We start from the raw sequence: 25,499 nt of genomic DNA, 5'->3' as shown, positions 1-25,499 counted from the left end.
ACTGATTCACCTGACTTGTGTGCTGGGTTAGTAGCGCGATCGCCTTGGCTTAATCTTCGATTTGGTTCAGGCGACGAATATTCAGCACATCACTCAGTTTCTTAACTTGGCTAAAGGTACGCTCTAGCTGAGCATGGTCGCGAATATCAATGCCGAGGTTGATCGTCGCTGTTTGGTCGGGGAAGGTCTTCACTTGAGCATTGCGGACGTTGATGTTGTTGTCGGTCAGACGAGACAGAATATCCTTCAGCACCCCGACGCGATCGATCACATCAATTTGAATATCCACCGGATAGTTCTGAGGTCTAGCTCGCTCCTCGTCAATCGGGTTCCAACTCACAGGAACGAGGCGATCGCCGGGAATTTGGTCGCTGTTGTGGCAACCTTGACGATGAATCGAAATGCCATGACTCCCGCGCGTCACCACCCCAATAATGCGCTCACCAGGGACGGGGTTACAACAACCCGCCAAGTGATACAGCAACCCTTCGACTCCGGCGATCGGCGACTTGCTAGTGGGGGCGACAGGGACAGGCCGAGTGCTGGTATGCAGTGGCAACACTTCTGGCACAGGTACTACAGGTTGTTGCGCCTTGACTGTTTCTCGTAAACGGTTAACGACCAAGCTGAGGGTGACTTCTCCATACCCCAAAGCTGCTAGCAAATCTTCCACACTGTGATAGTTGCAGCGCTCTGCCGTCACTTGCATGGGTTGAGACTTAAGCAGAGCATCAAAGCCGCTCTTGCCCAATTCTTTTTCTAACAGTTCTCGACCCCGCAATAGATTCTCATCTCGGTGCGATCGCTTGTACCACTGGCGGATGCGGTTGCGGGCTCCACTGGTAACGACGAAGTTCAGCCAGTCGAGGCTGGGGTGTGAGTTCTTCTGGGTCAGAATTTCGACAATATCACCGTTCTGCAATGGCGTATCTAGCGTGACGATGCGGCCATTCACCTTAGCGCCTGCACAGTGATTGCCTACTTCGGTATGAATGCGGTAAGCAAAGTCAACCGAGGTCGCACCAGGACAGAGAGGCACCACATCGCCTTTGGGAGTAAAGGCGTAGACATCGCCATCAAATAAGTTATCTTTGACGCTCTCTAAATATTCCTGAGCATCCTTGAGGTCACTTTGCCACTCTAGTAACTGCCGCAGCCAGGTGAACTTTTCATCAGAGGCTGTCAGCAGCGTACTACTGCCCCCTGTTTCCTTATATTTCCAGTGAGCGGCGATCCCGTATTCCGCCACATGGTGCATTTCTACAGTCCGAATCTGGACTTCTAGTGGGCGTCCGTTCAGTCCGATGACGCTGGTATGCAGAGATTGATAGCGGTTGGACTTGGGCAAGCCGATGTAGTCTTTGAAGCGACCGGGGATCGGGCGGAACGAGTCGTGAACCACGGCTAAAGCGCGATAGCACTCATCGTTGTTTTGCATAATCACCCGCACCGCAGCCACATCGTAAATCTCGTGGAATTCTTTTTGCTGCCGCTGCATCTTTTGATAGATGCCATAGAGATGCTTAGGACGACCACTAATCTCTGAATGCTGCACTCCAATTTGCTGAAGGCGATCGCGCAGGATTTCTGCTACTTTGTTGAGCCGCTCTTCGCGATCGGTGCGCTTTTCAGACACCAACTGCTGCATTTCACGATAAGCTTCTGGCTCTAGATACTTAAACGATAAGTCTTCCAATTCCCACTTAAACCGACCGATCCCCAAGCGGTTGGCGAGTGGCGCAAAGATTTCTCTGGTTTCCTGGGCAATGCTACGGCGCTTGGCATCTGGCAGATGCTCTAGGGTGCGCATGTTGTGCAGCCGATCGGCTAGCTTCACCACAATCACCCGAATATCTTGAGCCATTGCCAAAAACATACGACGGAAGTTCTCGGCTTGACGTTCTCGCTTGCTAGAGAAATTAAACTTCGACAGCTTGGTGACCCCCTCCACCAACCGTCTCACCTCTGGGCCAAAGCGTTCCTCAATCTCTTCGGCTGTCACTTCGGTATCTTCTACGACATCATGCAAGAAGCCCGCAGCAATCATGGCGCTGCTGCCCCCCAAGTCTCGCAATAACCCCGAAACGGCAACAGGATGAGCGATGTAGGGTTCCCCGGAGGCGCGGTATTGCCCTTCATGCAGCTGATAGGCAAACTCGAATGCCCGACAAATGAGGTCTGTTTCCTCAAAATGACCAGTCGCATTGGCCTCAGAACCTTTTTGCTGGGTGAGTAAGCATTCCTGAAGCCAGTCAGGAACGACAAAGGGGGTAGTGGGAACTGTTGCCGTTACGTTCATGCTGTGGAAGTGAGGGAAGAATAAGGGGCGGTAGAGTATGGCTGATTCTACTGCATCTAAATGTGTTTAGATATACAAGCATGCCCAGCCAGTAAGCAATTAGTTATTGTGATAGAGGTTGTATAGAGATGCGATAGCTGTTGCAATAGAGGGGACTTGCGGTGCAAATCCACGGAAAATAATCGAAAAACCGTGATCCCCGCCTCGCTGAAGCCAAATCACGATGATATTTGAGTTAAAAAATACTAACGAATATAAGGTTGATTTAATTAAAGTTGGTAGCTTGCCTTTAAACCTTAAGGTCGCAGCCTCATAGCTGCATCAAACCTTAGGTTTAATAGTAGGAACAAACTCTTATTCTAATCTTAACTAAAGACGCGCCGAATGTTGCCAGAGGCTCATCGCCAAATCTATCAAGAATTTCTGCGATCGCTAGAGCAGTTTCAAGTTAAAGCGACTCAAGCGAAGCCTGATCCCGCTGCCTTAATCGTGGCATTTCAAGAGATCCAGCAGTTTTTTCAGCGTCAAGTTCTAACGCTCAGTTGGGAAAATTATCCTGATACAACGGTGGAACAGCGCGTACAGTCTTATCAAATTGAAATGAATAAACAACTCAAGTTGATGGGAACCGACGTCATGTTCTTGCAAGCAGCTCGCCAATCGAGTACCGCTCAGCAGCGGCAGGTGCAAATTAGCGATCGCCTGAATTTGCTGATTGGGTACTGCAATGTGCTGTTGCAGGTGGGTGAGGAGTGACGTTTACCCTGATTCCCCAACCTGATACCCTAATCGTTAAATTGGCAAGTTCTACTGGAGAGAGGCTAGCCTGTGCAATGTCCCAAAGATCGACGAGTAGAGCTGGTAGATAGTACGCTGGCTCCTGCGTTGGCAGCGAAGTGCTGCCCTGATTGTCAAGGTACTTGGATTCCAGCGACGGAGTACGAATCTTGGCAAGCTCATCAACCTCAGCCAACGGTTGATGCACTGCCGAAGGTGCTGGATGTGGAGTTTGTCCAGTCTCCGTTTGATACGAAGGCTGCGTTGTGCCCGGAGTGTGGTCGCTACCTATCGCGGGCGAAGGTAGGGGTGAGAATTCCTTTTTATGTGGAGCGCTGTTTAGATTGTGGCGGGATCTGGTGCGACCACGGGGAATGGGATGTTTTAGAGAAGATGGGGCTGCATACGGTAATTCAGCAGCTTTTTTCTAGTGAGTGGCAAACTCGCATTCGAGAGAAGGAGTACGCGATCGCGGAGCAACAGGCAACAATTGATAAGTTGGGGCCAGAGTTGGCGGCGCGGGTGTTTGAGTTGGCGGAATATTTGCAGGCGCACCCGAATGGGGATTTTGGGGTGGCCTATTTAATGCGGCGGTTTGATAAGCCGGAGCCGTTAAAGAATATTTCTATGAGTCAGGGGCCTTAGTTTTTCCAGAACCAAGTCTTTCTAAAACCAAGCCTTTGGGGGCCCTTGCCCTCAAACCCCCGCTGAGGGACGGTTGCGTCCCCCAGGCCCCCTCCAAACGGAGCTGGGTGTAAGCGTTTCGATACCTTTATTTCTTCTGCTCCCTGGCTCCTAACTACCTTTCCTCCTTCATCCCTCCTCCTTCATCCTTCCTCTTATGCCCTCTGATGCTTTGTTCTCTGTAGAAAACCTCCGAGTTGCTTACCCTGCTTCAAGTCGGGGACAGAAGGCTGATGGGGGAATCGATTGGGCGGTGGATGATGTGTCGTTTACGCTGCGACCGGGCGATCGCATGGGATTGGTAGGGGAATCGGGTTGTGGCAAGTCTACGTTGGGGCGGGCGGCGATGCGGTTGTTGCCTCCTAACAGTCAGGTGGAGGGACGGGTGACGTTTCGGGGGCAGTCAGTGTTTGATTTGTCTCCAGGAGAGTTGCGGCGGTTTCGGGGTGAGGCGGTGGCGCTGATTTTCCAAGATCCGATGACTCGGCTTGATCCGTTGATGACGATTGGAGAGCATTGTCTGGAGACGCTGCAAGCTCATCGGCCGCAGTTGTCGCGGCGAGACGCAAAGGAGCGGGCGATCGCAACATTGGAGGCGGTGAAGATTCCGGCGAGTCGTTGGTCGCAGTACCCGCATGAGTTTAGTGGGGGGATGCGGCAGCGGGTGGCGATCGCGTTGGCGCTGTTGCTTGATCCAAAGCTGATTGTGGCGGACGAGCCGACGACGAGTTTGGATGTGACGGTTTCGGCGCAGATTTTGCAGGAACTGACGCGACTGTGTGCGGAGCGAGAGATGGCACTGCTGCTGATTTCGCACGATTTGGCCATGGTGGGGGAGTATTGCGATCGCATTGCGGTGATGTATGACGGCAAGATGGTAGAAACAGGGCCGACTGCTACGGTGCTGGAAAAACCTCAGCATCCTTATACCAAAGCTTTATTAGAGTCGGCGCTGCATATTCAGGCGGTTCCGGCGGATGCACCGATTCCATTACCAGATCTTTCGAGTTCTGATTCCGCGAGCGATGAAGCCCAAAGATCAGGGGCGATCCCCGATCCTTGGGCTAACCCAGAAGCGTTGCTGCGGGTGGAAGATTTGAAGCAGCACTACACACTGGAGCAAAATTTCATTGCGCGATTCTTCAATAAAGAAGATCAAATGATCAAGGCGGTGGATGGGATCAATCTGGAGCTGTACCCAGGTGAGACGCTGGGCTTGGTAGGGGAGTCGGGTTGTGGCAAAAGTACGCTGTCGCGCACAATTTTGCAGTTGATTCGGCCTACGAGCGGCAAGGTGGAGTTTCTGGGGCAAGACCTGACTCGCCTCTCTAAGGAGGCCATGCGACAGCAACGGCGACAAATGCAAATGGTGTTTCAAGACCCGCGTGCCTGCCTTAACCCCCTGATGACGGTGGGCCAGAGCATTGGTGACCCGTTGGTGATTCACCAGTTGGCAAACTCGGCTGAGGTGAAGCAGCAGGTTTTGTACATGCTGAAGCGGGTGGGACTCACGCCTGCTGAGGAATTTTACCAGCGCTACCCAGCAGATCTCTCTGGAGGCCAACAACAACGGGTAGCGATCGCCCGTGCCCTAATTACGCGCCCGAAGCTACTGATCTGCGATGAGCCTGTGAGTATGCTGGATGCGACGGTGCAAACGCAAGTATTAGAGCTGATGCGGGAGCTAAAGCAGGAGTTTGAACTCACCTATCTCTTCATCACTCACGATCTCTGGGTGGCGCGTTTCTTCTGCGATCGCATTGCCGTAATGAATGGCGGCAAGATTGTAGAAATCGGCTCAACCAAGGAGATTTTTAACAATCCGAAGCACCCCTACACTCAAACGCTACTGAGGGCGGCTCCGCTACTAGCTCGACACTAATCGCTTGGCACCCAGTAACGCAACTTGTGAGGAAGCGTTGCAATTTAGGCGAGTGATTTAAAAGTGATCTAGCTTGAAGGTAAGCTCTGCGATCGCAACATAGGCAGAGTTGGAATAGATCGTAATCGGGCGTTGCGATCGGGAGCAAAATCTATGGCCGAAACGGAAGTATTGGCATGTCCCAAGTGTGGCAAGAAAGGCTTGGTGCGGTGCATTCACAGCGAGGACGACCTATTTCAGTGCATCTATTGTGACTATCGTCGTGACCTGACTCAATCGAGAGAATCTGAGGGTGGACCAGGCACAGTATTCCTAGCGATCGCATCTGCTCTTCTAATCGCTTTACTCTTGCTGGGTTAAGGATAGAAGCTAGGTTTAAGGCTTGAGGGCGATCGCGCGAATCCGGCGGTAATCGGCTACCCAAATGCCGTTTTGGTAGAGTTGAGGACGGATGCGCTCAGCAATTCGGGCAAGAAAAGTTGCTTGTTGTTCAGTGGGAACGGCTTGCAGAAAAGACTGGGCGAACATCTTGATCCAATTTTGGATGCCGTCTGCGTCGGTGAGGGGCGTAGGGCGATCGAACAACGCCGCAAAACAGACTTCAAAGCCTTGCTTTTCCAATAGGGCTGTATATTCGCCAATGCTAGGGAAGTACCAAGGGTTAAGGGCTTCGGGGTTGGGATGGCCGCTCTCTTTCAAGCCTTGCTCTAAGGCAGAAGCGATCGCTTGCACATTGCCTTTGCCGCCAAACTCGACCACCAAGCGGCCTCCCGGTTTCAGTGCTTGCCACATACTAGCGATCGCAGCTTCGGGTGGCTTGACCCAGTGCAGCACTGCATTAGAGAAGATGGCATCAAACTCTTCTATAAAAGGTAGGTTGGTGGCATCAGCGACTTCAAAGCGTAAGTTGGGATAGTTTTGCTGGGCTTGGGCAATCATGCTGGCGGCGCTATCAATGCCAAGAACTTCAGCACCGCGATCGCTGATTTGCTGAGTGAGTGGGCCTGTACCGCAGCCTAAATCAAGAATCTGGTCACCTGGTTGCGGATCGAGTAGATCCAGCAATGCCGCACCATACTCAGCGACAAAACTATGTTTGCGATCGTATAGGCCAGCGTTCCACTGATGAGTTGTCATCGTCTTCATTCCCCAAAACTGCTGTTGGTTCAGTTTATTCGTGGGGGCATCAATTCAAAGGAGAGCCGAGATAATTCTTGTTTAAATCTCCTGTGTACTGACTTCAATCAAGGGCCTACTTTGCTGCCCTCGACAGCGGCTGGTATGTTGCCCGTAGACATTGACGAGATAAGGCATGAGATAAGTCAAGGCTCCAGAAATCCAGCGATCGCGGGTCATGTTGCCTTGGAGCGTCGCAGAACCGTGATTGATCACAAACAAGAGAGAGCCAACGAATAAAGCTGTTTTCAGGCCAGTGGGAATAAACTCTTTGTCGAACAAGCTAGCCAGATAGCCTTTGATTCCCTTCATCGCCAATGAGCCATCACATCTAATGCTCAAGTTAAACTATTTCGCCTATTGAAGCTGTGGAACAAATAGCAAACATTTTGAGCAAAATGTGTTATGAGCAGCGATATAACTGCTTTAGTTAGTAACTAGTTGAGCTAAAGGAGTGATCGCCTCTTGAAGCTAGAGATTATCACTTTCTTTACTTTGAGAAACAATGATCCCAATCACAAACAGACAAACCAAACCTTTAGATATAGAACTGGTGGCAGAGGTTACAGAAATGCTGAGCAACTATCTTTTGGATAGGTGTTTAGTTAAAATACTTCATGCTTCTCTCATCTAGACCGCTAAAAGATATATTCTTCTGTCCTGAAGAGTCAAACTTTTATTCAAACTGTATAGAAAATCTAGTTCTCAAGCATTGCGTTGGTTCAGAATCTATTATTGAATTTGGCTCAGGCGACGGTAGTCCCGTAATCCAAGCTTTACTCAGAACTGAATTTGAAGGCACTGTTCACGGCTTTGAAATCAACCCTTTAGCTTCTGACGTTGCCAACGAAAAGATTAGCGAACAAGGATTAAGCGAGCGCTACCAAGTGCACTGCAAATCCTTCTTCGATTCCCTTAAGTTTCAGGCGGATTACTTAATCTCAAATCCCCCTTACTTACCCGCTGTAGACAACAAACTTTATCAGCCTTTACTACATGGCGGCGTTGATGGAATCACTATCACCAAGAAGCTACTCTCTTGCAATCATAAAAATGTCTTAGTCATGGCCGCTAGCTATTCCGATCCTCAAGGATTGGTAGACTACGCCAGTGAGCAAAACTACTTCGTTTCCGACTTCATCATTTCACCCTTATCCTTCGGTTACTACAGCTCTGACCCCAAAGTGCAAAGTAGAATCGCTGAAATGCGTCGAGAGAAGCGCGCCTTCTACTCCGATAACCTATATCTCCTAGCTGGAGTGCTATTCACCAAGCAAGAAACCACCGATAAGGAAGATGTCTCCCCGGAACTCATGCGGTTGATGACAGCGCTGTAAAACTTACACTGTGGAACCTCTCCCCAAAACCCCTCTCCTAAAAAGAGAGGGGCTTTTAATATGTTTTTGCAATATATTCTTTAACTCCCCTTCCCTACTAGGGAAGGGGCCGAGGGTTAGGTCTTATATCTCAATCTAACGTCGCTGCCGTATCTGCTTCTCTTACCGATCGCACCATTGCATCTCCCGCGCGATCGCCAATCAGCTTCTCTTGGTCATATCCCAATACAATCTGCCAAGCCTCATTGGGATAGCGATCGGCCAGAGGCAACGCCACATCATCAATCATCCAACGACCATGACGCTCGTCCTCGCGGATATGTAGTTCCCAGTAGCCAGAGGCCGTATCCGATAGGTTCAAGCGTTGTGCCGCCGTCATGTAATTACGATAAATCCAAGGGCCAGCAATTTCAAAATAAGCTAAGCCACCGTTGTAACGGAGGTAGTGCTGCTTGCACTCAGTTAGCAAGAAGTTATGGTTAATGCTCGCCAACACTTCCCAAGGCACTAAGTCAAAATATGCTTCTGGCTCTGTGCTCAAGCCCAACTCAGCCATCATGTTGGCAAAGAAAGTTGAGTGCTTGCGGTTCAGTCGTCCGTTGCCGTACTCTTCCAACAACACCCGCACCAACGTGCAATGCACTTCATTGCTGGCACCGCCCAAAATCCGTACTAGTCGGCTCGCTTCCACCAAACCATCAAACGACGCGATCGCCAACAAACGACGATACCCCGCCAAAGTCGCTTCTTCCCGGAGATAACGGCTACTCGCATTCAACGGCGGATCGAGATCAGCATCAGAGCGCTCAATCAGCGCTTGCTTCACCGCCGCCAGATCCAACTGCCGCAACGCTGACACATCCAATTGCTGGCCTTCCCAGACCTGCCAAACCGACTCAATGCGGTTACGGATTTGTTGTAGATAGAACGCTCGCTCATTGATGTAATGACGCAGATCGTCATACCAGAAAAACTTGAGGCGATTAATCCGATACAGCACCCGCTGTGCAAACCGATGAGCCGCTTCTGCTTCAGGCTGCTCATTTACATAAGCTGCATCTAAAGCGATCGCCAAAACTCGCTCAAAATCCTGAACCAATCCTGGCTCCGCCTGCACTCTCTGGTCCAGATCTTCTAGTTCCAGTAACCGAACAAATTGTTGCTCCGATTCCAAGTAGTTGGGAGCTACTTGAGCTTCGGATACAACGCTGACTCCAGCCTTCGGGTTCTGGAGCATCATCGTACTGCTCTGCATGAAATCTTCCTTTGTGTTGAAAACAGCTAATCGCGATCGCTCAAAAGCTCTCCGCTACGAAACCTCAGGACACGAGTGCCAAAGCAGTGCCAGAAGTTTACTGTCTTCAAAGTAACGAAACCACACAAACTCTCCGTCCATCCCCAGAAGGACAGCGACTTCTACCTTTTGACGTGTCGGAAAGAATGAAAGGTAATGAGCTAGAAGCCAAAGTATCGAAGCGCTCACACCTTAAACCCGTCTGGAAGGGGTCTGGGGGACGCAGCCGTCCCTCAGTGGGGGCTTGGGGGCGAGTGCCCCAAAGGTTCGGATTTACCAGAAGCTAAGCGTGGCAAACCTAAACGTGACAAAACCCTAAACCACCACTCCCACAAAGAAAACCATCATTACCAGCCAAATCCCCAAACCACAAGCCAAAACCACCATCACCTCCCAGGCCAACGAATGACCCGATGATCCTGGCACACCCTCATGCAACAATTTATTATGGCTAGCCATCTGACTACCCTCCTAAATCTAATTGCCTATCCGAAAACTCAGAGCCGTCTGAGACGCTCAACCCTGACAAATTGTCTTCGGATAGAGTCTTCAGGGTTTAGCCTACATAGATCATAGCAACACCATAGGCCCTATGTTATGAAGCCATTGCCGCAGGAGAAGTGTTCTCCCGATAATGACTATCTAACCAGCAGCGCGGCAAAGATTCACCTGAAGGAAAAATCAGCTCTGTTTTAGCAAAGGATTTTGGATCTTGCTCCTCTTGACCATCTTGAATACGACCCTGCACCTTATCGTGCATAGGATTAGCCAAGTCTTCAACGGAAATCACTTCAATCAAAGCGTCATCATTTTGTTGCTTAAGAAACATAGATAATCTCCTAAATTTAAGTTTCAACCTGAAGATAACTAAAGTGACGAAACCGTTAGATCTTGCAAGCTTGGCTCAGGCTAATGCAGAGATGCCTAGCTCAACGCCCCCCTTTAGCTATATCTTCGACTTTATGAAGCCTGGCAACCCATTAAAGTCTGAGTTTCAACCGTTTCACTACACAAATACTTCCACTACACGAATAAGTCGTGATTAAAGCGTCACTAGCCAACCAGTTTGCATTAAGAAAGCTGAACGATCGTCAACCTTAATTACAAGATCTCCCTAGCGAAATCAGCAGCTCAGTCTTGAGTGGTAGATTGATTGGAATTAGCAGGTTCTTGCCATCAACCTATCAGCTAGGAAATATGTACGATAAGAATTCCAAGAAAGACTGGGTGAGTGCGGGTGCCACGGCAACCGTAGGAGCAAGCCTTGCTGCAACCTTTTCTGTGCTGCAAGGACGTGATCCGTTCGTTGCCTTTGTCATCCTGGTTTTTGCAGTTGCAGTTGCCTTAGTCATCGATCACTATTTGTAAGAATAATAGTCAAAGTCGCTAAAGTTTGAACACGAAAAAACTTCACACCTTCTGGAGGAGATGTGAAGTTTTTTTGTATTGATTATTTAATTTTTGTAGCTGAAACCTAAATTTGTTTTTGCCCTTAATGAAGAGGGCGTTGATTAGTGGACTAGGTTAAGAACGTCACGGACAACACTGAATCCAGCTAAATCCCAAAGCAGATAAGCAGCAAAGCCGATCATCGCCAGACGTCCATTCCACAATTCTGCTTGAGGCTTCCAACCCAAAAGAAATGCGTTGCGGTCAATGCCGTTATATGCGGGAGCTACAGGAGGTAGTTCAGTTGCTTTGTTGGTCTGCATGTTTACATTCCTTAATAATCAAGGGATGCCTCCATGCTATGTCCGGGTTCAACTTCTGAGGTCTGCCATTAGAGCTATCTATCGTCTCTACCTAAAAGTAGACCTTAAGAGCAATTCCCAATCTCACTCCTAGAATTGTGCGATCGCGTTCCACATTCCTCGGAGGGTCATCCAATCGGGTGAAAGTTAGGCAAACAACCAGTAGGTTTGCGGAAAAGCGATCGCTGATCGAGATGTTGCAATCATCGGGTTGGGTCAGTCAATCTGACAACTACTGCCCCCTTGCTCCATTGATCAGAGGAAGACGTTGCCATGATTCATCATATTTCTATCCCCGTTGAAAATCCGCTCCACGTTGCTCAAGTTCTAGCTGAGCTGCTCAACGGTAAAGTTGCCCCTTTCCCCTCTAACCCCGACAGTTACATGGTGATTGCGGGTGATGCGTATGGCACCATGATCGAGCTGTATCCCGTAGGCACCGAGTTGATGCCAGGAGGCTTCTCCGGCCCCGTTACCTTTAGCCAAAATGCCTTTACTTCTCCCTTCACTGCGGTACATGCGGCGATTTCTGTTCCTGCCAGCGAAGAGCAAATTGCTGAAGTCGGCACAAGAGAAGGATGGCACACGGTCCGTTGCGATCGCGGTCCCTTCCAGGTAATCGAGTTCTGGATTGAGAATAAACTGATGCTAGAACTTCTCCCCGCACCTCTTGCTACCTGCTATCTCAATTTCATGGAACCCGAAAACCTAGCGCAGTTCTTTGCAGGTGCTTCAATTCCACGGCCTGCGGCTGTTACTGTTTAAGTTGTTAAAGCCATTGCCTGATTCTCCCCGCTAGCCGCGATCGCCACTTCCCTTCAAAGCGATCGCGGTTTATTTCATAGAGGGAATGTGATGGCTGACTCAGACGACATCAATTTGTGATGCCAAGTTCATAAATCATCCAAAGCGATTGGCTAGCATACAGTTGCAACTGACATCCTGAAACCGCTATGAGACGATTCCGACAAGGGCTGCTGATTCTGATCTGTCTTTATGGGCTATATCTCATCAAGACAGCCTTGGGAATTGACATTTCTCAGCGCTACACAGCTTGGGAGGTCTTCAAGTTACCAATCAAATCCTTGATGCATCGCTCCTCTGGCTAATACCGATCTGGAACGTTCACGATCTCCAAGCGAGAGGGAATAAAGCGATCCATCCACTTTTCTAGATAGGCTCGATTAGCTTGGCGTTGCTTCGGGTCTTCTGTATCGAGTGGGTGAGGCATCAAGCCCCGAATCGCTGCCGTCGTCACACAGAACATCGACTTTTGGAAGCTCTCACAAATTTTCACCCGAAGATCATCTTCCCCCCGGAGTCCCTGCCGATAGATGTCATGCAAGTAATCTGGCAGGAAGTGCCGCATATCCTGCATTAGCAGCGTCGGAGGGATGCCAGCCCCACCAATCGGTAGTGGGTCGGCATACAGCGCTCCATAGATAAACTGGTCCTGAAACACTGGAATTTGTTGGGCTTGAGCGTTGTAAGATACCGTGCCGAGAAAAGGGGTGCCTCGGAAGAAAATGGTATCTACATAAGGAACCGCTGCATCCATCAAGAACGTCAGCCCTGCCGATTCGGGAATAATGTCATACACCTGACCTTTCACTTCGACGGCGTAAACCAAAGGTTGATTGGCAGCAGCAACCAAAGCATCTTGCACATGTTGCACCACCTCTGCGATCGATTGAACTTCCTTGCGATCGAAGCGATCCGAGAGGTCAATGAACATATCGCTCATTACCCGCCAGAACAGTCCCAACACCTTGTAATAGGCAAGTTGTCGAATCTGTTCTGGCAAAAAGTCTGGAAACACCCGTTGCAAACCGCTCACCAACCAATTATTTTTGGTCTTGGCTTGCATTACCCGCTGTGCCCGCTCTAAAAATTCCGGTGAATCTAGGTAAGTATCCAGATCGCCACCACCATGCCATAACATGGTCTTCATCACGTACTCGGCATACTCGTAATTAATCCGATCGTGATTCCAGAAGCGTAGCAGCTTTCCTAAAGACACTTCCCCATTGAAATATTTGAAAAACGGGAAGAGTTCCAAAAACTGATGGTCAGCAATATAGATCAAGTTTTTAGAGTAGGCATCCAGCACAATGCCATAGCTCTTGAGGATACCTACGACTTCTAAAACATTAACCTGACTATTGGCAAGGAGTGCTTCTCCCGCTTCTAGCCGATGCACATACTCCGCCAAAGGATGATTAGAGGGTTGCTGGATAGTACTGACCATCGGTTTAGTTCGCCTCCAGAGCGATCGCCGCTGAACTAGTTAGTAGAGCTTCTTTTAGCAGCTTTTCAGTCGGATCAGCCACTTCAGGGATAGGTGTCGCTTTGACCACCACAGTTTCGGAGACAGGTGCCATCGCTGTAATCGTCGCTTCGCCCCAAATCGTCAACCATTTAGGTTGAATCCCTAAAACCACGATCAAGATTGCCAGAAAAATGGCAGGAGCGCGATCGCGCCATGTGACAGGGGGTAAGTTTTCCACTGCTTCTGAGAGCCGCCCGAAGAAAGCTCGGTTCATTAACAAGAGAAAGTACACCGCCGTTAAGCCAGTTCCCACCATACAGAGCAGCGTCTGCACCGGAAATACCGCGAAGCTGGCCCGGAAAACAATGAATTCAGAGATAAACCCGACCATGCCAGGAATGCCAGCGCTCGCCATCACTCCCACAATCATCAAAGTGCCGATTAGGGGTAAGCCGCGTTCTGGATTCAATAAACCTCGGACGACGTTCAGGTCACGCGAACCTGCCTTGGTGTAAACCACACCCACCAGCAAGAACAGCATGGCGGAAATTAAGCCGTGGCTGACCATTTGCATTAAAGTGCCGATCAAGCTCAAAGGAGTTGCCGCCGCCATCGCTAGCAGCACGTAACCCATGTGAGCAATGGAGCTGTAAGCCACCATTTTCTTCATGTCGGTTTGGGCGATCGCCGCTAATGCCCCATAAAGCACACTCACAACCGCCCAGCTCGCTAACCAGGGTGCAACCACCTGCCAAGCGTCAGGAAATAAACCATACCCAAACCGCAGCAAGCCATAAGTGCCCAGCTTGAGCAATACACCCGCCAGCATTACTGAAATGGGAGTAGAAGCTTCTACGTGAGCATCGGGCAACCAAGTATGGAAAGGAAAGAGAGGAACTTTGATGCCAAACCCTATCAAAAGCAGGCTTAGCAGCACCACCTGCTGTCCCAGTGGGAGCGTATGGGCGATGACAGTTTCGTAGTCGAAGTTGAAAGAGCCGCTCAGCCAAGCTAGGCCGAAGTATGAAGCCAGAACTAACACCCCAGAAATGGCGGTGTAAATCAGGAATTTGGTAGCTGCATAACCCCGACGAGCTCCACCCCAAATGGCAATCAGCAGGTACAGCGGAATTAGTTCTACTTCATAGAACAAGAAGAACAGCAGCAAATTCTGCGCTAAAAACGCCCCAGTCACAGCAGCACTGAGCAACAGGAGCAAGCCATAGTAAAGTCGAGGCCGCTGAATTTCTCCATCAGTGCTGTAAATAGCAACGCCAGTGAGGAGACAATTCATCACGACCAAGGGCAATGACAAACCATCGACTCCCAGGCGATAGGTCAGTCCTAAGTTATCTAACCAGGGTAGTGCTTCTTGAAACTGTTGTCCTGGTTCGAGCTGGATAAACTGACTCGCCAATGCCACCGACAAACCTAAGGTGATAATGGCAAACACCAAAGCCAGGGTCCGATAACGATGGGAAGCCAAAGTTTGAGGCCAAAATGCCACCAAAATTGCTCCCAAAACAGGTATCCAGATTAAGCCACTGAGCATGATCTCTCCTCCTTACGCTGATGAACCCATCAGAAAATTGATGATGCCATTCACAAGAGACCTGTTCATAAACAAGCCCAAGAAGGTAATGCTCAGAAAAACAATCAGAGCATAAAACTGGCTTTGGCCCGAAGCACTGTACTTCAACGTCTCACCACTAAAGATGGAGGCAATACCCACAAAGTTGACAAAGCCATCAACCACGTAGCGATCGAACCAAGAGGTAAGCCGAGACAGTACATCCACACTCAGCACCACACTGACGCGGTACAAGCGATCGACGTAGAAATCGTAAGCCAGCAAGTCTTGCACAAATCTCAATGGAATCAAAATTGGTCTGGACAAAGTTCGGGTCAAGCCAATCGTTGCCCCTATCCCACAACCGATCGCACCTGAAAGAACTAGTAGGAGGACCGCCCCTAGATTCAAGTAACTCCAGTCAGGTAACAACAACAGCTTTTGCATCATCAGGGGTACGAGCAGCGTCAGGATGGTCAAGCTCACCATCGGTACTGCCATTTGCCAAGGTACTTCTGGAGCTCGTCGAGATTTAGGCTGCGCAGCGCCTAAAAACACCAGGCGAAATACCCGCGTCAAATTAATGGCACTCAAGGCATTGGCAATCAACAAAATTGCTACGATCCATGGGTGCTCCGTCCAGAAAACATCCACCCCTCGCTCTAGCGCCCAAAAGCCTCCCAGGGGGAATAAGCCCACTAGACCCGCAATCCCCACCAAAAAAGCGATCGTGGTTGCTGGCATCCGGGACCACAAGCCACCCATCTCTGTTAGATCCTGGCTGTTGGTGGTGATGATTACCGAGCCGCCACTCATGAATAGCAAGGCTTTGGCAATTCCATGAGTAAACAGCACCAAAAGGGCAAACCCGCTCCACTGCATACCCACTGCAATGAACACCAAACCCAAGTAAGCACTGGTGGAATGAGACAAGGCCCGCTTGATATCTATTTGGGCGATCGCTACTAAAGCAGCCCCAATCGCCGTTACTGCCCCTAACACCACCAACGTGGCTAGTACCACAGGGGACAAGCCCAAAATGGGTTGTAACTTAATCAAGATATAAGCGCCACAACCGACCACTAGAGAATTTCGTAGCACCGAAGCGGGGTTCGGGCCTTCCATCGCTTCATCTAACCAAAGGTGCAGCGGAAACTGAGCGCACTTGCCCGCAGGCCCTGCAATCAAAGACAAACCGAGCAACGTTGCCGTTACAGGTGATAAATTTGCTGTTTCAGCCCATTCATATAAATCGGAAAAATTTAAGCTGCCCGCCATGTTGGAGAGAGCCACTACCCCCATCAACAGCAGCAAATCCCCTACCCGCTTGGTTAGAAAAGCATCACGAGCCGCAGTGACAACCAAGGGCTGAGCGTACCAAAAACCTACTAGCAAATAGGTAGACAGCGTCAGGAGTTCCAAAAGCCCATAGCTGAGAAACAGTGAGTCACTCAGAGCTAAGCCACTCATCGCTGCCTCAAAAAATCCCATCAAGGCAAAGAAGCGAGCCAAGGCCCAATCCTTCTCCATGTAACCCAAGGCAAAGAGCTGCGACAGGAAGCTCAGAATTGTGATCAATTCCATCGCCCCGACGCTAACCGAAGAGATGTCGAGGGCAAAGGACAAGTCTAAATCAGCCACGCTCAGCCAATGAACTATGTACTGCTGTGGCGCTTGGTTCCAAGTCCCTCGGAAGAGCAACGTGCCATGGACCAAGGCAACAACCGTCATCAAAATATTGAGGTAAGCGGCTGGTCGGGGACCGGTGCGACGCACAATGCCGGTTGACCACGGCAGGGTAATGAGCGCACCCAGTAACCCATAAAAGGGAACCCACCAGCTGGACTGGAGGAGAAACTGGTTCATTGAAATCGCCCTTGAAACTTCACCATCTAGTGCTGCTTAGAAACTCCCCAGAGTCAGCGAACCAACCCCAGAGAGCTCAGTTAAAAGTGGCCTATTAATCAGTGGATTAAATCTTTATTAATATCCAGCTTAACGCCTCAACCCCGATAAATCTAGGGTTTATTCGCCAAAAAATCATCAAAGGCAATCCTAACTTTTACTTATATAAGTAATCATAACTTGGCCTTTTAGCAACGCGATCGCAAACGTATCTGCCGCTATGGTCAGGGATGATTCGACTATTACGTCGCCCCGTTCATTGCAGCAGAGATCTCAATCCCTTATTTAATCCATCATCTCATAAGGACATCCATAATTCTTGCTAGATTTCTCTCCAGCACCCGACTAAATTCGTTGGTCTAAATTTATGTCAGCTCAAGATTCTAACCCAGGGCAGATTTCAATTTCAGCCTTTACTGAGCGCTTTAACAAACGTCCAGCGGCGCAGCTTGCCGAGATAGTTGCCATCATCAAAAAGCCTAAAAAACGCCTGAGAAAGTAAGTTTTTTGCTAAAAAACTTTCAGATGCACAAAATTGACCTTTAAATTGATTTTTTAAAGAAAACTAATATTCAATGGAGTTAGCACTTCAAGCAGAATTAATTAAATTTAATAATAAGCGTTATTAGATAATATCATTTTGTCTTATATTGCCAATGAATAGACCGTCCTCTATTCTTTAACACAGGATGTTAAAAGATCCGCTGACGCTGGAACAATGACCCTTTCCGTGAATTTTTCAGCTCAGTTCATTCCAATATTTTTATCTAATCCGGGAGATAAGCGATGCCAATTGCAGTGGGCATGATTGAAACCAGAGGCTTTCCAGCTGTTGTAGAAGCCGCAGATGCGATGGTTAAAGCCGCTCGCGTAACCTTAGTCGGCTACGAGAAAATCGGTAGCGGTCGCGTCACCGTGATCGTGCGGGGTGATGTGTCTGAAGTTCAGGCTTCTGTAGCGGCTGGTGTGGAGTCTGTGAAGCGGGTTAACGGTGGTGAAGTGCTATCGACCCACATCATTGCTCGTCCCCACGAAAACCTAGAATATGTGTTGCCCATGAGCTACACCGAGGCGGTGGAACAGTTCCGGACCTGATTCCGGCGGCCAAGGCTATCAAGCTTTGGTTCAGTATTTTTTAATCCAGCGCTCAAAGAGAGAAAGGAGTCAAAACTCATGGCAATTGCAGTGGGTATGATCGAGACCTTAGGCTTCCCAGCGATTGTGGAAGCCGCAGACGCAATGGTCAAGGCCGCTCGCGTCACCCTAGTTGGTTACGAGAAAATTGGTAGTGGTCGTGTCACCGTCATTGTGCGCGGCGACATTTCTGAAGTCCAAGCATCTATCGCAGCAGGGATTGAATCTGTGAAGCGGGTGAATGGGGGGCAAGTGTTGTCTACCCACCAGATTGCTCGCCCTCACGAAAACCTGGAGTACGTGTTACCTATCCGTTACACTGAGGCAGTGGAACAGTTCCGCGAGAGCGTAAATGGTCCTCGCTCTCTCCCCTACACCAGACCCTAGGCTTGAATGCTAATTGCTAAAGTTCGCGGCACGGTTGTCAGTACACAGAAAGACCCCAGTCTACAGGGTAGTAAATTCCTCTTGTTGCAGCTGATCGATGAAAATGGCAACCTTTTACCAGAGTATGAGGTAGCAGCAGATTGTGTCGGGGCAGGGTTGGATGAATGGGTACTGATCAGCCGAGGAAGCGCAGCTCGTCAGCCTTCTAGCCAAGAAAAGCGCCCGATTGATGCGCTTGTAGTGGCAATTATTGACACGGTTACGGTTGACAATTCCCGGCTTTATAGCAAGAACGAGGTCTATCGTTAGTCGCCCACTAACAGTTGCTTAGCAGCCAACTGGGTCATGAATTGTTGGCTGTTCTTGCAAGTCTGAGCCAGCAGTTCTCGTCGGGGCGGGTCTACACCTGCCCTAATCAACCATTACTGCTGAAAGCCAGCATGGCTATTTCAGTTAGGAGATATCAGTTATGGTAGTCCGCAGTCCTGCGGCCCCTCCCACTCCGTGGTCCAAAAGCTTGGCCCAACCGCAGATTCATGAGACGGCTTACGTCCACTCTGTCTCCAACATTACTGGAGATGTTCATATTGGTGCCAATGTCCTTGTTGCTGCTGGAACCCATATCCGAGCGAATGAGGGCAGTCCGTTCTACATCAGTTCGGGTACCACTATTCAAGACGGAGTGGTAATTCATGGTCTAGACAAGGGCCGAGTGCTTGGGGATGACCAGAATCAATACTCTGTCTGGATCGGCAGCAATGCTTCGATTATGCACAAGGCTTTGATTCACGGGCCAGCCTATGTTGGAGATGACTGCTTTATTGGTTTCCGCTCCACAGTGTTTAACGCTCGGATCGGCAAAGGCTGCATTGTGATGATGCATGCTTTGATCCAGGATGTGGAAATTCCGCCGGGTCGGTATGTGCCCTCCGGTGCAGTCGTTACTAGTCAGCATCAGGCCGATCGCCTCCCCGATGTAGAACCTTCGGATATTGAGTTTGCGAGGCACGTGGTGGGCATCAACGGTGCACTGCGTTCTGGTTATCTCTCTGCTGAAGATATTGCTTGTACCATACCCATTCGTAATAAATCAACGGAGCCTCATACCTCTGGGCTTGATACCCCTAAGGTAGATCAGGGTTCTGGCAATCGCAACCATCAAGAGTCAACTATGCAACTAAGTTCAGAAGTACTGCAACAAGTGCGCCAACTTATGGCTGGGGGTTACCGAATTGGAGCTGAGCACGTGGATCAGCGTCGCTTCCGTACCAATTCCTGGCAAAGCTGCACTCCCATTCAGGCGAATAGCGAATCTCAAGCGATCGCGGCACTACAAGCTTGCCTAGCCGAGCATCAGGGGGAATACGTCCGTCTGTTCGGCATCGACACCAAGGGTAAGCAGCGGGTTTCTGAATTAATTATTCAGCGTCCTGGTGATCCGCAAGTAACTGCCTCTAGCAGCGCCACCAGCCGTAGTAGCAACAACGCCAACCACAGCACTTACCAATCCAGCTACACCGCTAGCGCTAGCGGTAGCAAGCTCCCTGCTGATGTCCAACAGCAAATTCGTAGCTTGATCAACCAAGGCTATCAAATTGGTACGGAGCATGTGGATGCACGTCGGTTCCGGATGAACTCTTGGACGAGCTGTTCTCCGATTCAATCCACCCATGAAGGTCAGGTATTTGCTGATCTAGAAGCTTGCCTCAACGAGCATCAGGGGGAATATGTGCGACTGTTCGGCATTAACCCCAAAGGCAGACAACGGGTAGGCGAAATCATTATTCAACGCCCTGGCGAGGAGTCTGGTGCTCAGACCCATAGCACCACCCGCAGTGTCGCTACCTCCAGTGCCTCTAGCTCAGCATCAAGTGCTAGCTCCACTGTGAGTGGAGACCTACGCGATCAAGTTCGACAACTGCTAAATCAAGGCTGTCGCATTGGCACCGAGTACGCTAATGAGCGCCACTACCGCACTAACTCCTGGAAGAGCGGTCCTTCGATTCAAGCCAGCAGCGAATCTCAGGCGATCGCAGCTTTGGAAGCCTTCTTGGCAGAACATACAGGCGAGTATGTCCGCTTAATCGGCGTAGACCCCCAAGCCAAGCGTCGCGTCGTTGAACAAGTGATTCAACGTCCTGGCGATAGCAGCCGGAATAGTCAGCCTAGTGGTCAAGCCAGCAGTCACAGCAGCAATGGTGCTAGCAGCTACAGCAGTTCTGCAAGCAACGGCCATAGAAGCGCTGCAACCAGCTCTGGTTCCAGCAGTGGTTTGCCTGCGGAAGTGCAACAACAGGTTCGCCAACTGTTAAATCAAGGTTGCCGCATCGGTACCGAGTACGCAGATGAGCGCCGTTATCGCACCAGTTCTTGGAAGAGTGGCCCCTCCATCCAAAGCAATAACGAATCTGAAGTGCTCGCTTCGCTCAGGGCGATCGCGGGTGAGCATGAAGGGGAGTATGTCCGCTTAATTGGCGTAGACCCCAAAGCTAAGCGGCGGGTGTTGGAACTCTTGATTCAGCAGCCTACCGCAGTCGCTCAGCGTTGATGATGTAAATTCCGGTGGAGGTTCTGATCTGCCAAGGTCACCTAATACAGCCGATTCTTGTTTGACCCTAGAGGTGCCCACGCTCATGTCTTTGCCACCACTTCACCCCCCTGCAAATCCTGAAATCTATGTACGGGGTGACGTGACAATTCATCCAAGCGTTGCGATCGCACCGGGAGTGCTGATTCAAGCAGAATCTAACAGCCGGATCATCATTAATGCGGGAGTATGTATCGGCATGGGCAGCGTCCTGCATGCTTACAAAGGAACTTTGGAGCTGCAAGAAGGCGTGAACTTGGGTGCAGGTGTTCTAGTCATCGGTGAAGTGACCATTGGCGCGAACGCCTGCATCGGTTCCTCTGCTACCCTCTTCAATTGTGCGATTGAGGCAGGACAGTTGTTACCCTCTGGCTCTTTGTATGGAGATTCAAGCCGTCAAGTAGCTGTGGAGAATGGTTCAGGAGTGAGTGCGCAAACACCTCCTGAACCTGCATCTGCCAAATCTGAGCCTGTTACTGCTGCAACTACGACATCGGCACCGAGCGAGACCACTGCAACACCAGAGGCAGCCTCGAAGCCGACCCCAGATCAATCCGCCCTAGCAACAAAATCTCCGGAGCCGCCACCGACTCAAGTGTATGGGCAGGCTTATATCAATCGGTTGTTGGGAACGCTCTTACCCCATCGACAAGCGCTCAATCAACCAATTAATGATGATTTAGCGAATGATGCCTAAGGAGGGCGGAGAATTCGGCTAACGACTTCTACAATTTAAGGAAGAATCATGACCCGAATACTCCGCTTCTATAGGTTCTGATTAAGGTTTAGATGATGACACCTCCGAACATTCCTCCTGCCTCTGAACGGCTCCGTCGCATCCAAAGCCTCAAGGAAAGCGCTCTCGGTCTCGTCTGTACCCAGAGTTTTCCCGCCATCATTGGCACTGCCGATATGATGCTCAAGTCGGCGGGTGTGACTTTAATTGGCTACGAAAAAACAGGCAGTGGCTTTTGCACTGCGGTGGTCCGGGGCAGAATTGCAGATGTCCGCCTGGCGGTGGAGATGGGGGCGGAAACTGCTGAGAAGTTTGGGGAACTGGTGTCTGCCGTAGTCATTCCTCGACCCCTACCCAACCTAGAAGCCGTATTACCCATCGGCACTCGCTTAGCCGAGTTAGCTTTAGAAAATTCCCAAAGCCGTTTAAGTAACTTAGCCGTAGGTCTGCTGGAAACTAGAGGCTTTCCGGCGATGGTTGGTGCCGCAGATGCCATGCTCAAATCGGCGGATGTGCAGTTAGCTGCCTACGAGACAACTGGAGCTGGCCTCTGTACAGCAATTATTCGTGGCTCTGTAGCAGATGTGGCGATCGCAGTTGAGATCGGGATGCAAGAAGCTGAGCGGATCGGAGAATTGCACGCCGTCATGGTGATTCCCCGCCCCTTAGACGACTTGGAAGCAACGCTGCCAACGGCGGCTTGCTGGATCGAACAAAAACCTGATCCTTTACCAATCCTGCTCTCAATTCCAGTCAAGGAAGAAGAGAAAGAACTGGTCGAGCTAGAGCGAACTGAGGTCCAGCCTCTAGCCCTTCCCGCCCAAGCACCTGAACCAGATTTGTTAGAACTTCCTGATCTCCAAAAGCTACCGAAGCGATTAGAAGAACTCTAACCGTACTGGCTAGCTTTTGGAAGCGATCGCACGCTAGGATTCTATTTCCAAAACTCCCTTTCTTTTGGCATGAATACTTTTCATATGCCGCTTCACAGTGTTAACTGTGATGTATAGCTTTGTGGCAATTTCTTTATAAGAATAGTTGTCTTGATACAGTAACCAAACTTCTGCTTCTCGTGGTGTGAGACGATATTGCTGTACTTCCGCGATCGCTTTATTTTGCATCGCTTGATACCGGTCTTCAAGGGTGACTAATACAAATGGAGATTCGCTGTTCTCAGGCTTCAGCCAACTAGCCCGCACCCGAATAGTATTGAAATTAGGCGTAGTAACTTCTGACTCCACAACTAAGGCTGAGCTACTTCGTTGGTGATTTTTCACTAGAACCTCACAAACCAGCCAAATTTGCTGAGGGGCACGATGGGGTTGGGTTAAGTTCTGAGTTAGCTGACCACAAACTTGGCGGGCGTAAGAATTGCCATGCACCCAGTCACCAGCGGGTGTTAAGAGCAAAATGCCATCCATAAAGCCTTCAATGGCTTCTTGCAACAGAGCAGGTTTTAATCTTGAGGTTAGTCGTCGGTCTAAAACTTGAATGGATCGATCAGTTCTTTCAGGGGCATTGATTAAACTGTTCATTTCGGGGTTACTGAATAAGTATTTTGAAATTTGAACCTACAGAGTTTTAGTTGGGCTTATTGCAGATCACTCAATAGGTTGGGCTTCGTTTTTTATGCGCTTAGCTCATAATTTCGAGAAGAATTACCTTAAAAACGCAAAGCGTTATAAAAATTAAAATTGTCAGCAAAAATCTACTAACTCTCTCTAAAAAGAGTTACCATTCTGGCAGTATTGCCGAGAAGATTGGCTTTTTACCTAATACTGAGTGTCGAGAAGTTCTTTCTAAGCGATCGCCCTTACTACCCTTCACCCAAAAGGGCGATCGCGCATCTCCTTGCTATGATTCAAGGCTCAATTACAGATTTAGCTTGAGCATTTAAGGATCTTGTTTTCTAATCATGGTTGCCATTATTTGCAGTCTCAGGTTCACCGAGAGCGTCCACCTGCAACTTAGCTGACAGTTGTAGAATTGCTTTTTGCAGTTGAGGAGAGAGTTCTAGCGAGCCAGAACGGATATGTAAATCTCGTTGCGGTAAAGGAATCTCGATCTGGCGTTGCCGTAGTAGTGCTTCTATACGAAAGTAAAGCTCACTCTTTAGAAAAAATTGCTTGCTTGGCTCCGCTGTCCACACCAACAGTTCAAAGTTGAGTGCATGTTCGCCAAATCCTTGAAACCAGACTTGGGGCGGCGGCACAGTTAGAACTCCCCGATGAGCCTTGGTCGCTTCTAGCAGCGTGAGGCGCACCAGATTAGGTTCTGAGTGATAGGCCACGTGCACAGGCAGGTGCAAACGAACAATGGAGCTATGGTAGGTCCAGTTTTTCACCTCTCCTTCTAGCAAGCGCGAATTCGGCACAATGATCGAGATCTGGTCGAGGGTGCGAATAATCGTGCTGCGGGCTCCAATGCGCTCAATCGTGCCCTGATATTCTCCGACCTCGACAAAGTCACCCACCTGCACGGGTCGCTCAAATAACAGCACTACGCCGCTACCAAAATTCTTGGCAATATCCTGAAAGCCAAAGCCAATCCCTACTCCCAAGGCACTAGCCACGATCGCTAGTGAGGTGATGTCCAAGCCCCAAATTTGCAGCAGTACAATGGAGCCAATGAAGATCAACGTGTACTTGGTGATGATAGCAACTGCTTCTTGAGCACTGCGGTTGATGCCAGAGACACTCAAAATTCGCGATCGCAGGACATTGGTAACGGCTCCCGCTAAACCGACTAAACCTAGCAGCAAACCCACCAGAATCAGCAAATCGATGATCGAATAGGCTTGCTTGCCCAAGCTAATGATGGGAGCGGTAAAACTCGTCATCAACGCACTGATAGCGCTGTAGGTCCATCGCCGGGACACCGGAAACAGATTCATGACATAGAAGACTGACCCTAGCCAGAGAATGCTGCGAGCGATCGCCAAGCTTAGATAAAGCAGCAGATCGAGCAAACGAGGTTGTCCCTCAGGTACTGCATTCAAGTTGGGAAACAGCCGCTGAAATCCAGGGCGCAAGGAGTACTGCCAAAAACGCCCTAGCAACAAATGCAGGAGCAAGTCAACTAGCAGAACACTAGCCGCGATCAGCAACGCCTTTCGAACAAACTCATCGCCACGCTCAGTCTGGGATTCGTGGACTAAGGCCTGAATTTGTTCTGCCCAGAGCAATGCTTGGTCCATCGGCGTGCGAGCCAGAATCGTATCCCGCTCCGTCACTGTCAGCAGATAGCGATCGTTGATGACAATGGTAGGTAACTGATTGCGCTCTTCCACCTCAACGACTGCTGGTTCTAAAGTTTGAACCACTTCTCGCAGTTGCAAGTTGATTAAATCGGCTCGGTCTTGAGCGCTAAAATCTCCTGAAGCACTGACGCGAAACACGGTGCGGCCATCTAGAACTACAGGTGCTTTTGCCGTAGATTGCGCCTGAGCTAAAGTCGGACTCAGCACCAATAAACAGATTAAGGCGATCGCTACTCCAGCCGTCCTGAGTAGCTGAGAGAAAGCTGCTAAATACCGATTCACGTAGCTATCACGGATAGAAACACAATGAAGAGTCAGAGGGATGGCATGACTTAAAGGGCCAACACTCGTAACGTTTTAGCAGCTATTAGTTGTTGCTGTCGTCTCCCCGTTGGTAGGCAAATTCAGATAATAACCAAGGTCAGTGTAAAACGATCGTCCAAAAATAGCAC

General features: G+C 49.7%; 28 protein-coding genes. 16 read left to right on the top strand and 12 right to left on the bottom strand.

All coding sequences use genetic code 11. The annotated features are described in order from the left end of the window. Positions 1-49: 49 nt before the first annotated feature. Positions 50-2,299, bottom strand: a complete 2,250-nt coding sequence (locus H6F72_RS00495; protein ID WP_190431076.1) for a bifunctional (p)ppGpp synthetase/guanosine-3',5'-bis(diphosphate) 3'-pyrophosphohydrolase — start codon at positions 2,297-2,299, stop codon at positions 50-52. Between the two features lie 384 nt (positions 2,300-2,683). Here H6F72_RS00495 and patD point away from each other — a divergent pair, with 384 nt between their 5' ends. From patD to H6F72_RS00475, 4 genes are all read left to right on the top strand, one after another. Next, positions 2,684-3,055 carry a heterocyst frequency control protein PatD gene (gene patD / locus H6F72_RS00490; RefSeq protein WP_190431075.1) on the top strand — a complete coding sequence of 124 codons (372 nt, stop codon included), beginning with the start codon at positions 2,684-2,686 and terminating at the stop codon, positions 3,053-3,055. Positions 3,056-3,127: 72 nt separating this feature from the next. Then, positions 3,128-3,721, top strand: a complete 594-nt coding sequence (locus tag H6F72_RS00485; protein WP_190431074.1) for a zf-TFIIB domain-containing protein — start codon at positions 3,128-3,130, stop codon at positions 3,719-3,721. Between the two features lie 196 nt (positions 3,722-3,917). Beyond that, a complete protein-coding gene (locus tag H6F72_RS00480) occupies positions 3,918-5,642 on the top strand; it encodes an ABC transporter ATP-binding protein (RefSeq protein WP_190431073.1) in 1,725 nt (574 codons plus the stop codon). Between the two features lie 153 nt (positions 5,643-5,795). Continuing rightward, entirely contained in the window at positions 5,796-6,002 is a 207-nt protein-coding gene (locus H6F72_RS00475; RefSeq protein WP_190431072.1) for a hypothetical protein, read from the top strand. 15 nt (positions 6,003-6,017) lie between these two features. Here H6F72_RS00475 and H6F72_RS00470 read toward each other — a convergent pair whose 3' ends face one another. Both H6F72_RS00470 and nrtS read right to left on the bottom strand, forming a co-directional pair. After that, on the bottom strand, positions 6,018-6,779 hold the full coding sequence (locus H6F72_RS00470) for a methyltransferase domain-containing protein (RefSeq protein WP_190431938.1): 762 nt from the start codon (positions 6,777-6,779) through the stop codon (positions 6,018-6,020). An 81-nt stretch (positions 6,780-6,860) separates the two neighbouring features. After that, complete coding sequence (gene nrtS / locus H6F72_RS00465; RefSeq protein WP_190431071.1) at positions 6,861-7,130, bottom strand: nitrate/nitrite transporter NrtS; 270 nt, start codon at positions 7,128-7,130, stop codon at positions 6,861-6,863. A 305-nt stretch (positions 7,131-7,435) separates the two neighbouring features. On the opposite strand from nrtS, the gene H6F72_RS00460 reads away from it, so the two are divergent. Beyond that, complete coding sequence (locus tag H6F72_RS00460) at positions 7,436-8,155, top strand: methyltransferase (protein WP_190431070.1); 720 nt, start codon at positions 7,436-7,438, stop codon at positions 8,153-8,155. 130 nt (positions 8,156-8,285) lie between these two features. Here the strand turns inward: H6F72_RS00460 and H6F72_RS00455 are convergent, their stop codons facing one another. Beyond that, positions 8,286-9,410 carry an iron-containing redox enzyme family protein gene (locus H6F72_RS00455; protein ID WP_190431069.1) on the bottom strand — a complete coding sequence of 375 codons (1,125 nt, stop codon included), beginning with the start codon at positions 9,408-9,410 and terminating at the stop codon, positions 8,286-8,288. Positions 9,411-9,496: 86 nt separating this feature from the next. Here H6F72_RS00455 and H6F72_RS00450 point away from each other — a divergent pair, with 86 nt between their 5' ends. Next, positions 9,497-9,736 (top strand): hypothetical protein, encoded by a 240-nt coding sequence (locus H6F72_RS00450; protein WP_190431068.1) that lies wholly within the window; start codon positions 9,497-9,499, stop codon positions 9,734-9,736. 28 nt (positions 9,737-9,764) lie between these two features. Here the strand turns inward: H6F72_RS00450 and H6F72_RS00445 are convergent, their stop codons facing one another. Both H6F72_RS00445 and H6F72_RS00440 read right to left on the bottom strand, forming a co-directional pair. Next, positions 9,765-9,908 (bottom strand): hypothetical protein, encoded by a 144-nt coding sequence (locus tag H6F72_RS00445; protein WP_190431067.1) that lies wholly within the window; start codon positions 9,906-9,908, stop codon positions 9,765-9,767. Between the two features lie 136 nt (positions 9,909-10,044). Beyond that, on the bottom strand, positions 10,045-10,278 hold the full coding sequence (locus H6F72_RS00440; protein ID WP_190431066.1) for an acetyltransferase: 234 nt from the start codon (positions 10,276-10,278) through the stop codon (positions 10,045-10,047). 368 nt (positions 10,279-10,646) lie between these two features. Here H6F72_RS00440 and H6F72_RS00435 point away from each other — a divergent pair, with 368 nt between their 5' ends. Next, positions 10,647-10,817: a hypothetical protein gene (locus tag H6F72_RS00435; protein ID WP_190431065.1), complete on the top strand. Its 171-nt coding sequence runs from the start codon at positions 10,647-10,649 to the stop codon at positions 10,815-10,817. A gap of 143 nt (positions 10,818-10,960) precedes the next feature. Here H6F72_RS00435 and H6F72_RS00430 read toward each other — a convergent pair whose 3' ends face one another. Next, positions 10,961-11,161 carry a chlorophyll a/b-binding protein gene (locus H6F72_RS00430; protein ID WP_190431064.1) on the bottom strand — a complete coding sequence of 67 codons (201 nt, stop codon included), beginning with the start codon at positions 11,159-11,161 and terminating at the stop codon, positions 10,961-10,963. A gap of 312 nt (positions 11,162-11,473) precedes the next feature. Between H6F72_RS00430 and H6F72_RS00425 the strand changes: the two genes are divergently transcribed. Next, entirely contained in the window at positions 11,474-11,965 is a 492-nt protein-coding gene (locus H6F72_RS00425) for a hypothetical protein (RefSeq protein ID WP_190431063.1), read from the top strand. 188 nt (positions 11,966-12,153) lie between these two features. Next, complete coding sequence (locus H6F72_RS00420; RefSeq protein ID WP_190431062.1) at positions 12,154-12,309, top strand: hypothetical protein; 156 nt, start codon at positions 12,154-12,156, stop codon at positions 12,307-12,309. Here H6F72_RS00420 and H6F72_RS00415 read toward each other — a convergent pair. The 3 genes from H6F72_RS00415 to H6F72_RS00405 are packed head-to-tail and all read right to left on the bottom strand — an operon-like array spanning position 12,306 to position 16,905. After that, positions 12,306-13,448 (bottom strand): CO2 hydration protein, encoded by a 1,143-nt coding sequence (locus tag H6F72_RS00415; protein ID WP_190431061.1) that lies wholly within the window; start codon positions 13,446-13,448, stop codon positions 12,306-12,308. The two genes, H6F72_RS00420 and H6F72_RS00415, sit on opposite strands and share 4 nt — an antisense overlap. Before the next feature lie 4 nt (positions 13,449-13,452). After that, entirely contained in the window at positions 13,453-15,021 is a 1,569-nt protein-coding gene (locus tag H6F72_RS00410; RefSeq protein ID WP_190431060.1) for an NADH-quinone oxidoreductase subunit M, read from the bottom strand. A 12-nt stretch (positions 15,022-15,033) separates the two neighbouring features. After that, the gene (locus H6F72_RS00405; protein WP_190431059.1) at positions 15,034-16,905 is read right to left on the bottom strand and encodes an NAD(P)H-quinone oxidoreductase subunit F; all 1,872 of its coding nucleotides are present in this window, start codon (positions 16,903-16,905) and stop codon (positions 15,034-15,036) included. 406 nt (positions 16,906-17,311) lie between these two features. On the opposite strand from H6F72_RS00405, the gene H6F72_RS30665 reads away from it, so the two are divergent. The 7 genes from H6F72_RS30665 (at position 17,312) to H6F72_RS00375 (ending at position 22,681) form a co-directional block, all read left to right on the top strand. Continuing rightward, positions 17,312-17,446, top strand: coding sequence for a hypothetical protein (locus H6F72_RS30665; protein WP_255527242.1), 135 nt, complete (start codon positions 17,312-17,314; stop codon positions 17,444-17,446). A 284-nt stretch (positions 17,447-17,730) separates the two neighbouring features. Beyond that, positions 17,731-18,039, top strand: coding sequence for a carbon dioxide-concentrating mechanism protein CcmK (locus tag H6F72_RS00400; protein ID WP_190431058.1), 309 nt, complete (start codon positions 17,731-17,733; stop codon positions 18,037-18,039). A 78-nt stretch (positions 18,040-18,117) separates the two neighbouring features. Beyond that, positions 18,118-18,465 (top strand): carbon dioxide-concentrating mechanism protein CcmK, encoded by a 348-nt coding sequence (locus H6F72_RS00395; RefSeq protein ID WP_190431057.1) that lies wholly within the window; start codon positions 18,118-18,120, stop codon positions 18,463-18,465. A gap of 6 nt (positions 18,466-18,471) precedes the next feature. Further along, entirely contained in the window at positions 18,472-18,774 is a 303-nt protein-coding gene (locus H6F72_RS00390; protein ID WP_190431056.1) for a EutN/CcmL family microcompartment protein, read from the top strand. A gap of 160 nt (positions 18,775-18,934) precedes the next feature. Further along, a complete protein-coding gene (locus H6F72_RS00385) occupies positions 18,935-21,013 on the top strand; it encodes a ribulose bisphosphate carboxylase small subunit (RefSeq protein ID WP_190431055.1) in 2,079 nt (692 codons plus the stop codon). 85 nt (positions 21,014-21,098) lie between these two features. Next, complete coding sequence (locus tag H6F72_RS00380; RefSeq protein ID WP_190431054.1) at positions 21,099-21,749, top strand: hypothetical protein; 651 nt, start codon at positions 21,099-21,101, stop codon at positions 21,747-21,749. A gap of 92 nt (positions 21,750-21,841) precedes the next feature. Next, complete coding sequence (locus tag H6F72_RS00375; RefSeq protein WP_199295738.1) at positions 21,842-22,681, top strand: BMC domain-containing protein; 840 nt, start codon at positions 21,842-21,844, stop codon at positions 22,679-22,681. Positions 22,682-22,714: 33 nt separating this feature from the next. Here H6F72_RS00375 and H6F72_RS00370 read toward each other — a convergent pair whose 3' ends face one another. Both H6F72_RS00370 and H6F72_RS30980 read right to left on the bottom strand, forming a co-directional pair. Beyond that, positions 22,715-23,323 (bottom strand): LuxR family transcriptional regulator, encoded by a 609-nt coding sequence (locus tag H6F72_RS00370; protein ID WP_190431053.1) that lies wholly within the window; start codon positions 23,321-23,323, stop codon positions 22,715-22,717. 374 nt (positions 23,324-23,697) lie between these two features. Continuing rightward, positions 23,698-25,329, bottom strand: coding sequence for a mechanosensitive ion channel domain-containing protein (locus tag H6F72_RS30980; protein ID WP_190431052.1), 1,632 nt, complete (start codon positions 25,327-25,329; stop codon positions 23,698-23,700). Between the last annotated feature and the right edge of the window lie 170 nt (positions 25,330-25,499).

This window comes from Trichocoleus sp. FACHB-46 (genome assembly GCF_014695385.1).
Taxonomy (GTDB): Bacteria; Cyanobacteriota; Cyanobacteriia; order FACHB-46; family FACHB-46; genus Trichocoleus.
Note: the sequence above shows the minus strand (reverse complement) of the source record. Positions and strands in the feature narration are given on the sequence as shown.

What these genes read in the sequence shown, in the direction of transcription:
- H6F72_RS00405 (WP_190431059.1), bottom strand. Translation starts at nt 16,905, where the DNA reads ATGAACCAGTTTCTCCTCCAGTCCAGCTGGTGGGTTCCCTTTTATGGG.
- H6F72_RS00460 (WP_190431070.1), top strand. Translation starts at nt 7,436, where the DNA reads ATGCTTCTCTCATCTAGACCGCTAAAAGATATATTCTTCTGTCCTGAA.
- H6F72_RS00435 (WP_190431065.1), top strand. Translation starts at nt 10,647, where the DNA reads ATGTACGATAAGAATTCCAAGAAAGACTGGGTGAGTGCGGGTGCCACG.
- H6F72_RS00470 (WP_190431938.1), bottom strand. Translation starts at nt 6,779, where the DNA reads ATGACAACTCATCAGTGGAACGCTGGCCTATACGATCGCAAACATAGT.
- H6F72_RS00420 (WP_190431062.1), top strand. Translation starts at nt 12,154, where the DNA reads ATGAGACGATTCCGACAAGGGCTGCTGATTCTGATCTGTCTTTATGGG.
- H6F72_RS00425 (WP_190431063.1), top strand. Translation starts at nt 11,474, where the DNA reads ATGATTCATCATATTTCTATCCCCGTTGAAAATCCGCTCCACGTTGCT.
- H6F72_RS00375 (WP_199295738.1), top strand. Translation starts at nt 21,842, where the DNA reads ATGATGACACCTCCGAACATTCCTCCTGCCTCTGAACGGCTCCGTCGC.
- nrtS (WP_190431071.1), bottom strand. Translation starts at nt 7,130, where the DNA reads ATGAAGGGAATCAAAGGCTATCTGGCTAGCTTGTTCGACAAAGAGTTT.
- H6F72_RS00430 (WP_190431064.1), bottom strand. Translation starts at nt 11,161, where the DNA reads ATGCAGACCAACAAAGCAACTGAACTACCTCCTGTAGCTCCCGCATAT.
- H6F72_RS00370 (WP_190431053.1), bottom strand. Translation starts at nt 23,323, where the DNA reads ATGAACAGTTTAATCAATGCCCCTGAAAGAACTGATCGATCCATTCAA.
- H6F72_RS00385 (WP_190431055.1), top strand. Translation starts at nt 18,935, where the DNA reads ATGGTAGTCCGCAGTCCTGCGGCCCCTCCCACTCCGTGGTCCAAAAGC.
- H6F72_RS00480 (WP_190431073.1), top strand. Translation starts at nt 3,918, where the DNA reads ATGCCCTCTGATGCTTTGTTCTCTGTAGAAAACCTCCGAGTTGCTTAC.
- patD (WP_190431075.1), top strand. Translation starts at nt 2,684, where the DNA reads ATGTTGCCAGAGGCTCATCGCCAAATCTATCAAGAATTTCTGCGATCG.
- H6F72_RS00400 (WP_190431058.1), top strand. Translation starts at nt 17,731, where the DNA reads ATGCCAATTGCAGTGGGCATGATTGAAACCAGAGGCTTTCCAGCTGTT.
- H6F72_RS30665 (WP_255527242.1), top strand. Translation starts at nt 17,312, where the DNA reads ATGTCAGCTCAAGATTCTAACCCAGGGCAGATTTCAATTTCAGCCTTT.
- H6F72_RS00495 (WP_190431076.1), bottom strand. Translation starts at nt 2,299, where the DNA reads ATGAACGTAACGGCAACAGTTCCCACTACCCCCTTTGTCGTTCCTGAC.
- H6F72_RS00440 (WP_190431066.1), bottom strand. Translation starts at nt 10,278, where the DNA reads ATGTTTCTTAAGCAACAAAATGATGACGCTTTGATTGAAGTGATTTCC.
- H6F72_RS00475 (WP_190431072.1), top strand. Translation starts at nt 5,796, where the DNA reads ATGGCCGAAACGGAAGTATTGGCATGTCCCAAGTGTGGCAAGAAAGGC.
- H6F72_RS00410 (WP_190431060.1), bottom strand. Translation starts at nt 15,021, where the DNA reads ATGCTCAGTGGCTTAATCTGGATACCTGTTTTGGGAGCAATTTTGGTG.
- H6F72_RS00455 (WP_190431069.1), bottom strand. Translation starts at nt 9,410, where the DNA reads ATGCAGAGCAGTACGATGATGCTCCAGAACCCGAAGGCTGGAGTCAGC.
- H6F72_RS00415 (WP_190431061.1), bottom strand. Translation starts at nt 13,448, where the DNA reads ATGGTCAGTACTATCCAGCAACCCTCTAATCATCCTTTGGCGGAGTAT.
- H6F72_RS00445 (WP_190431067.1), bottom strand. Translation starts at nt 9,908, where the DNA reads ATGGCTAGCCATAATAAATTGTTGCATGAGGGTGTGCCAGGATCATCG.
- H6F72_RS00390 (WP_190431056.1), top strand. Translation starts at nt 18,472, where the DNA reads ATGCTAATTGCTAAAGTTCGCGGCACGGTTGTCAGTACACAGAAAGAC.
- H6F72_RS00395 (WP_190431057.1), top strand. Translation starts at nt 18,118, where the DNA reads ATGGCAATTGCAGTGGGTATGATCGAGACCTTAGGCTTCCCAGCGATT.
- H6F72_RS00380 (WP_190431054.1), top strand. Translation starts at nt 21,099, where the DNA reads ATGTCTTTGCCACCACTTCACCCCCCTGCAAATCCTGAAATCTATGTA.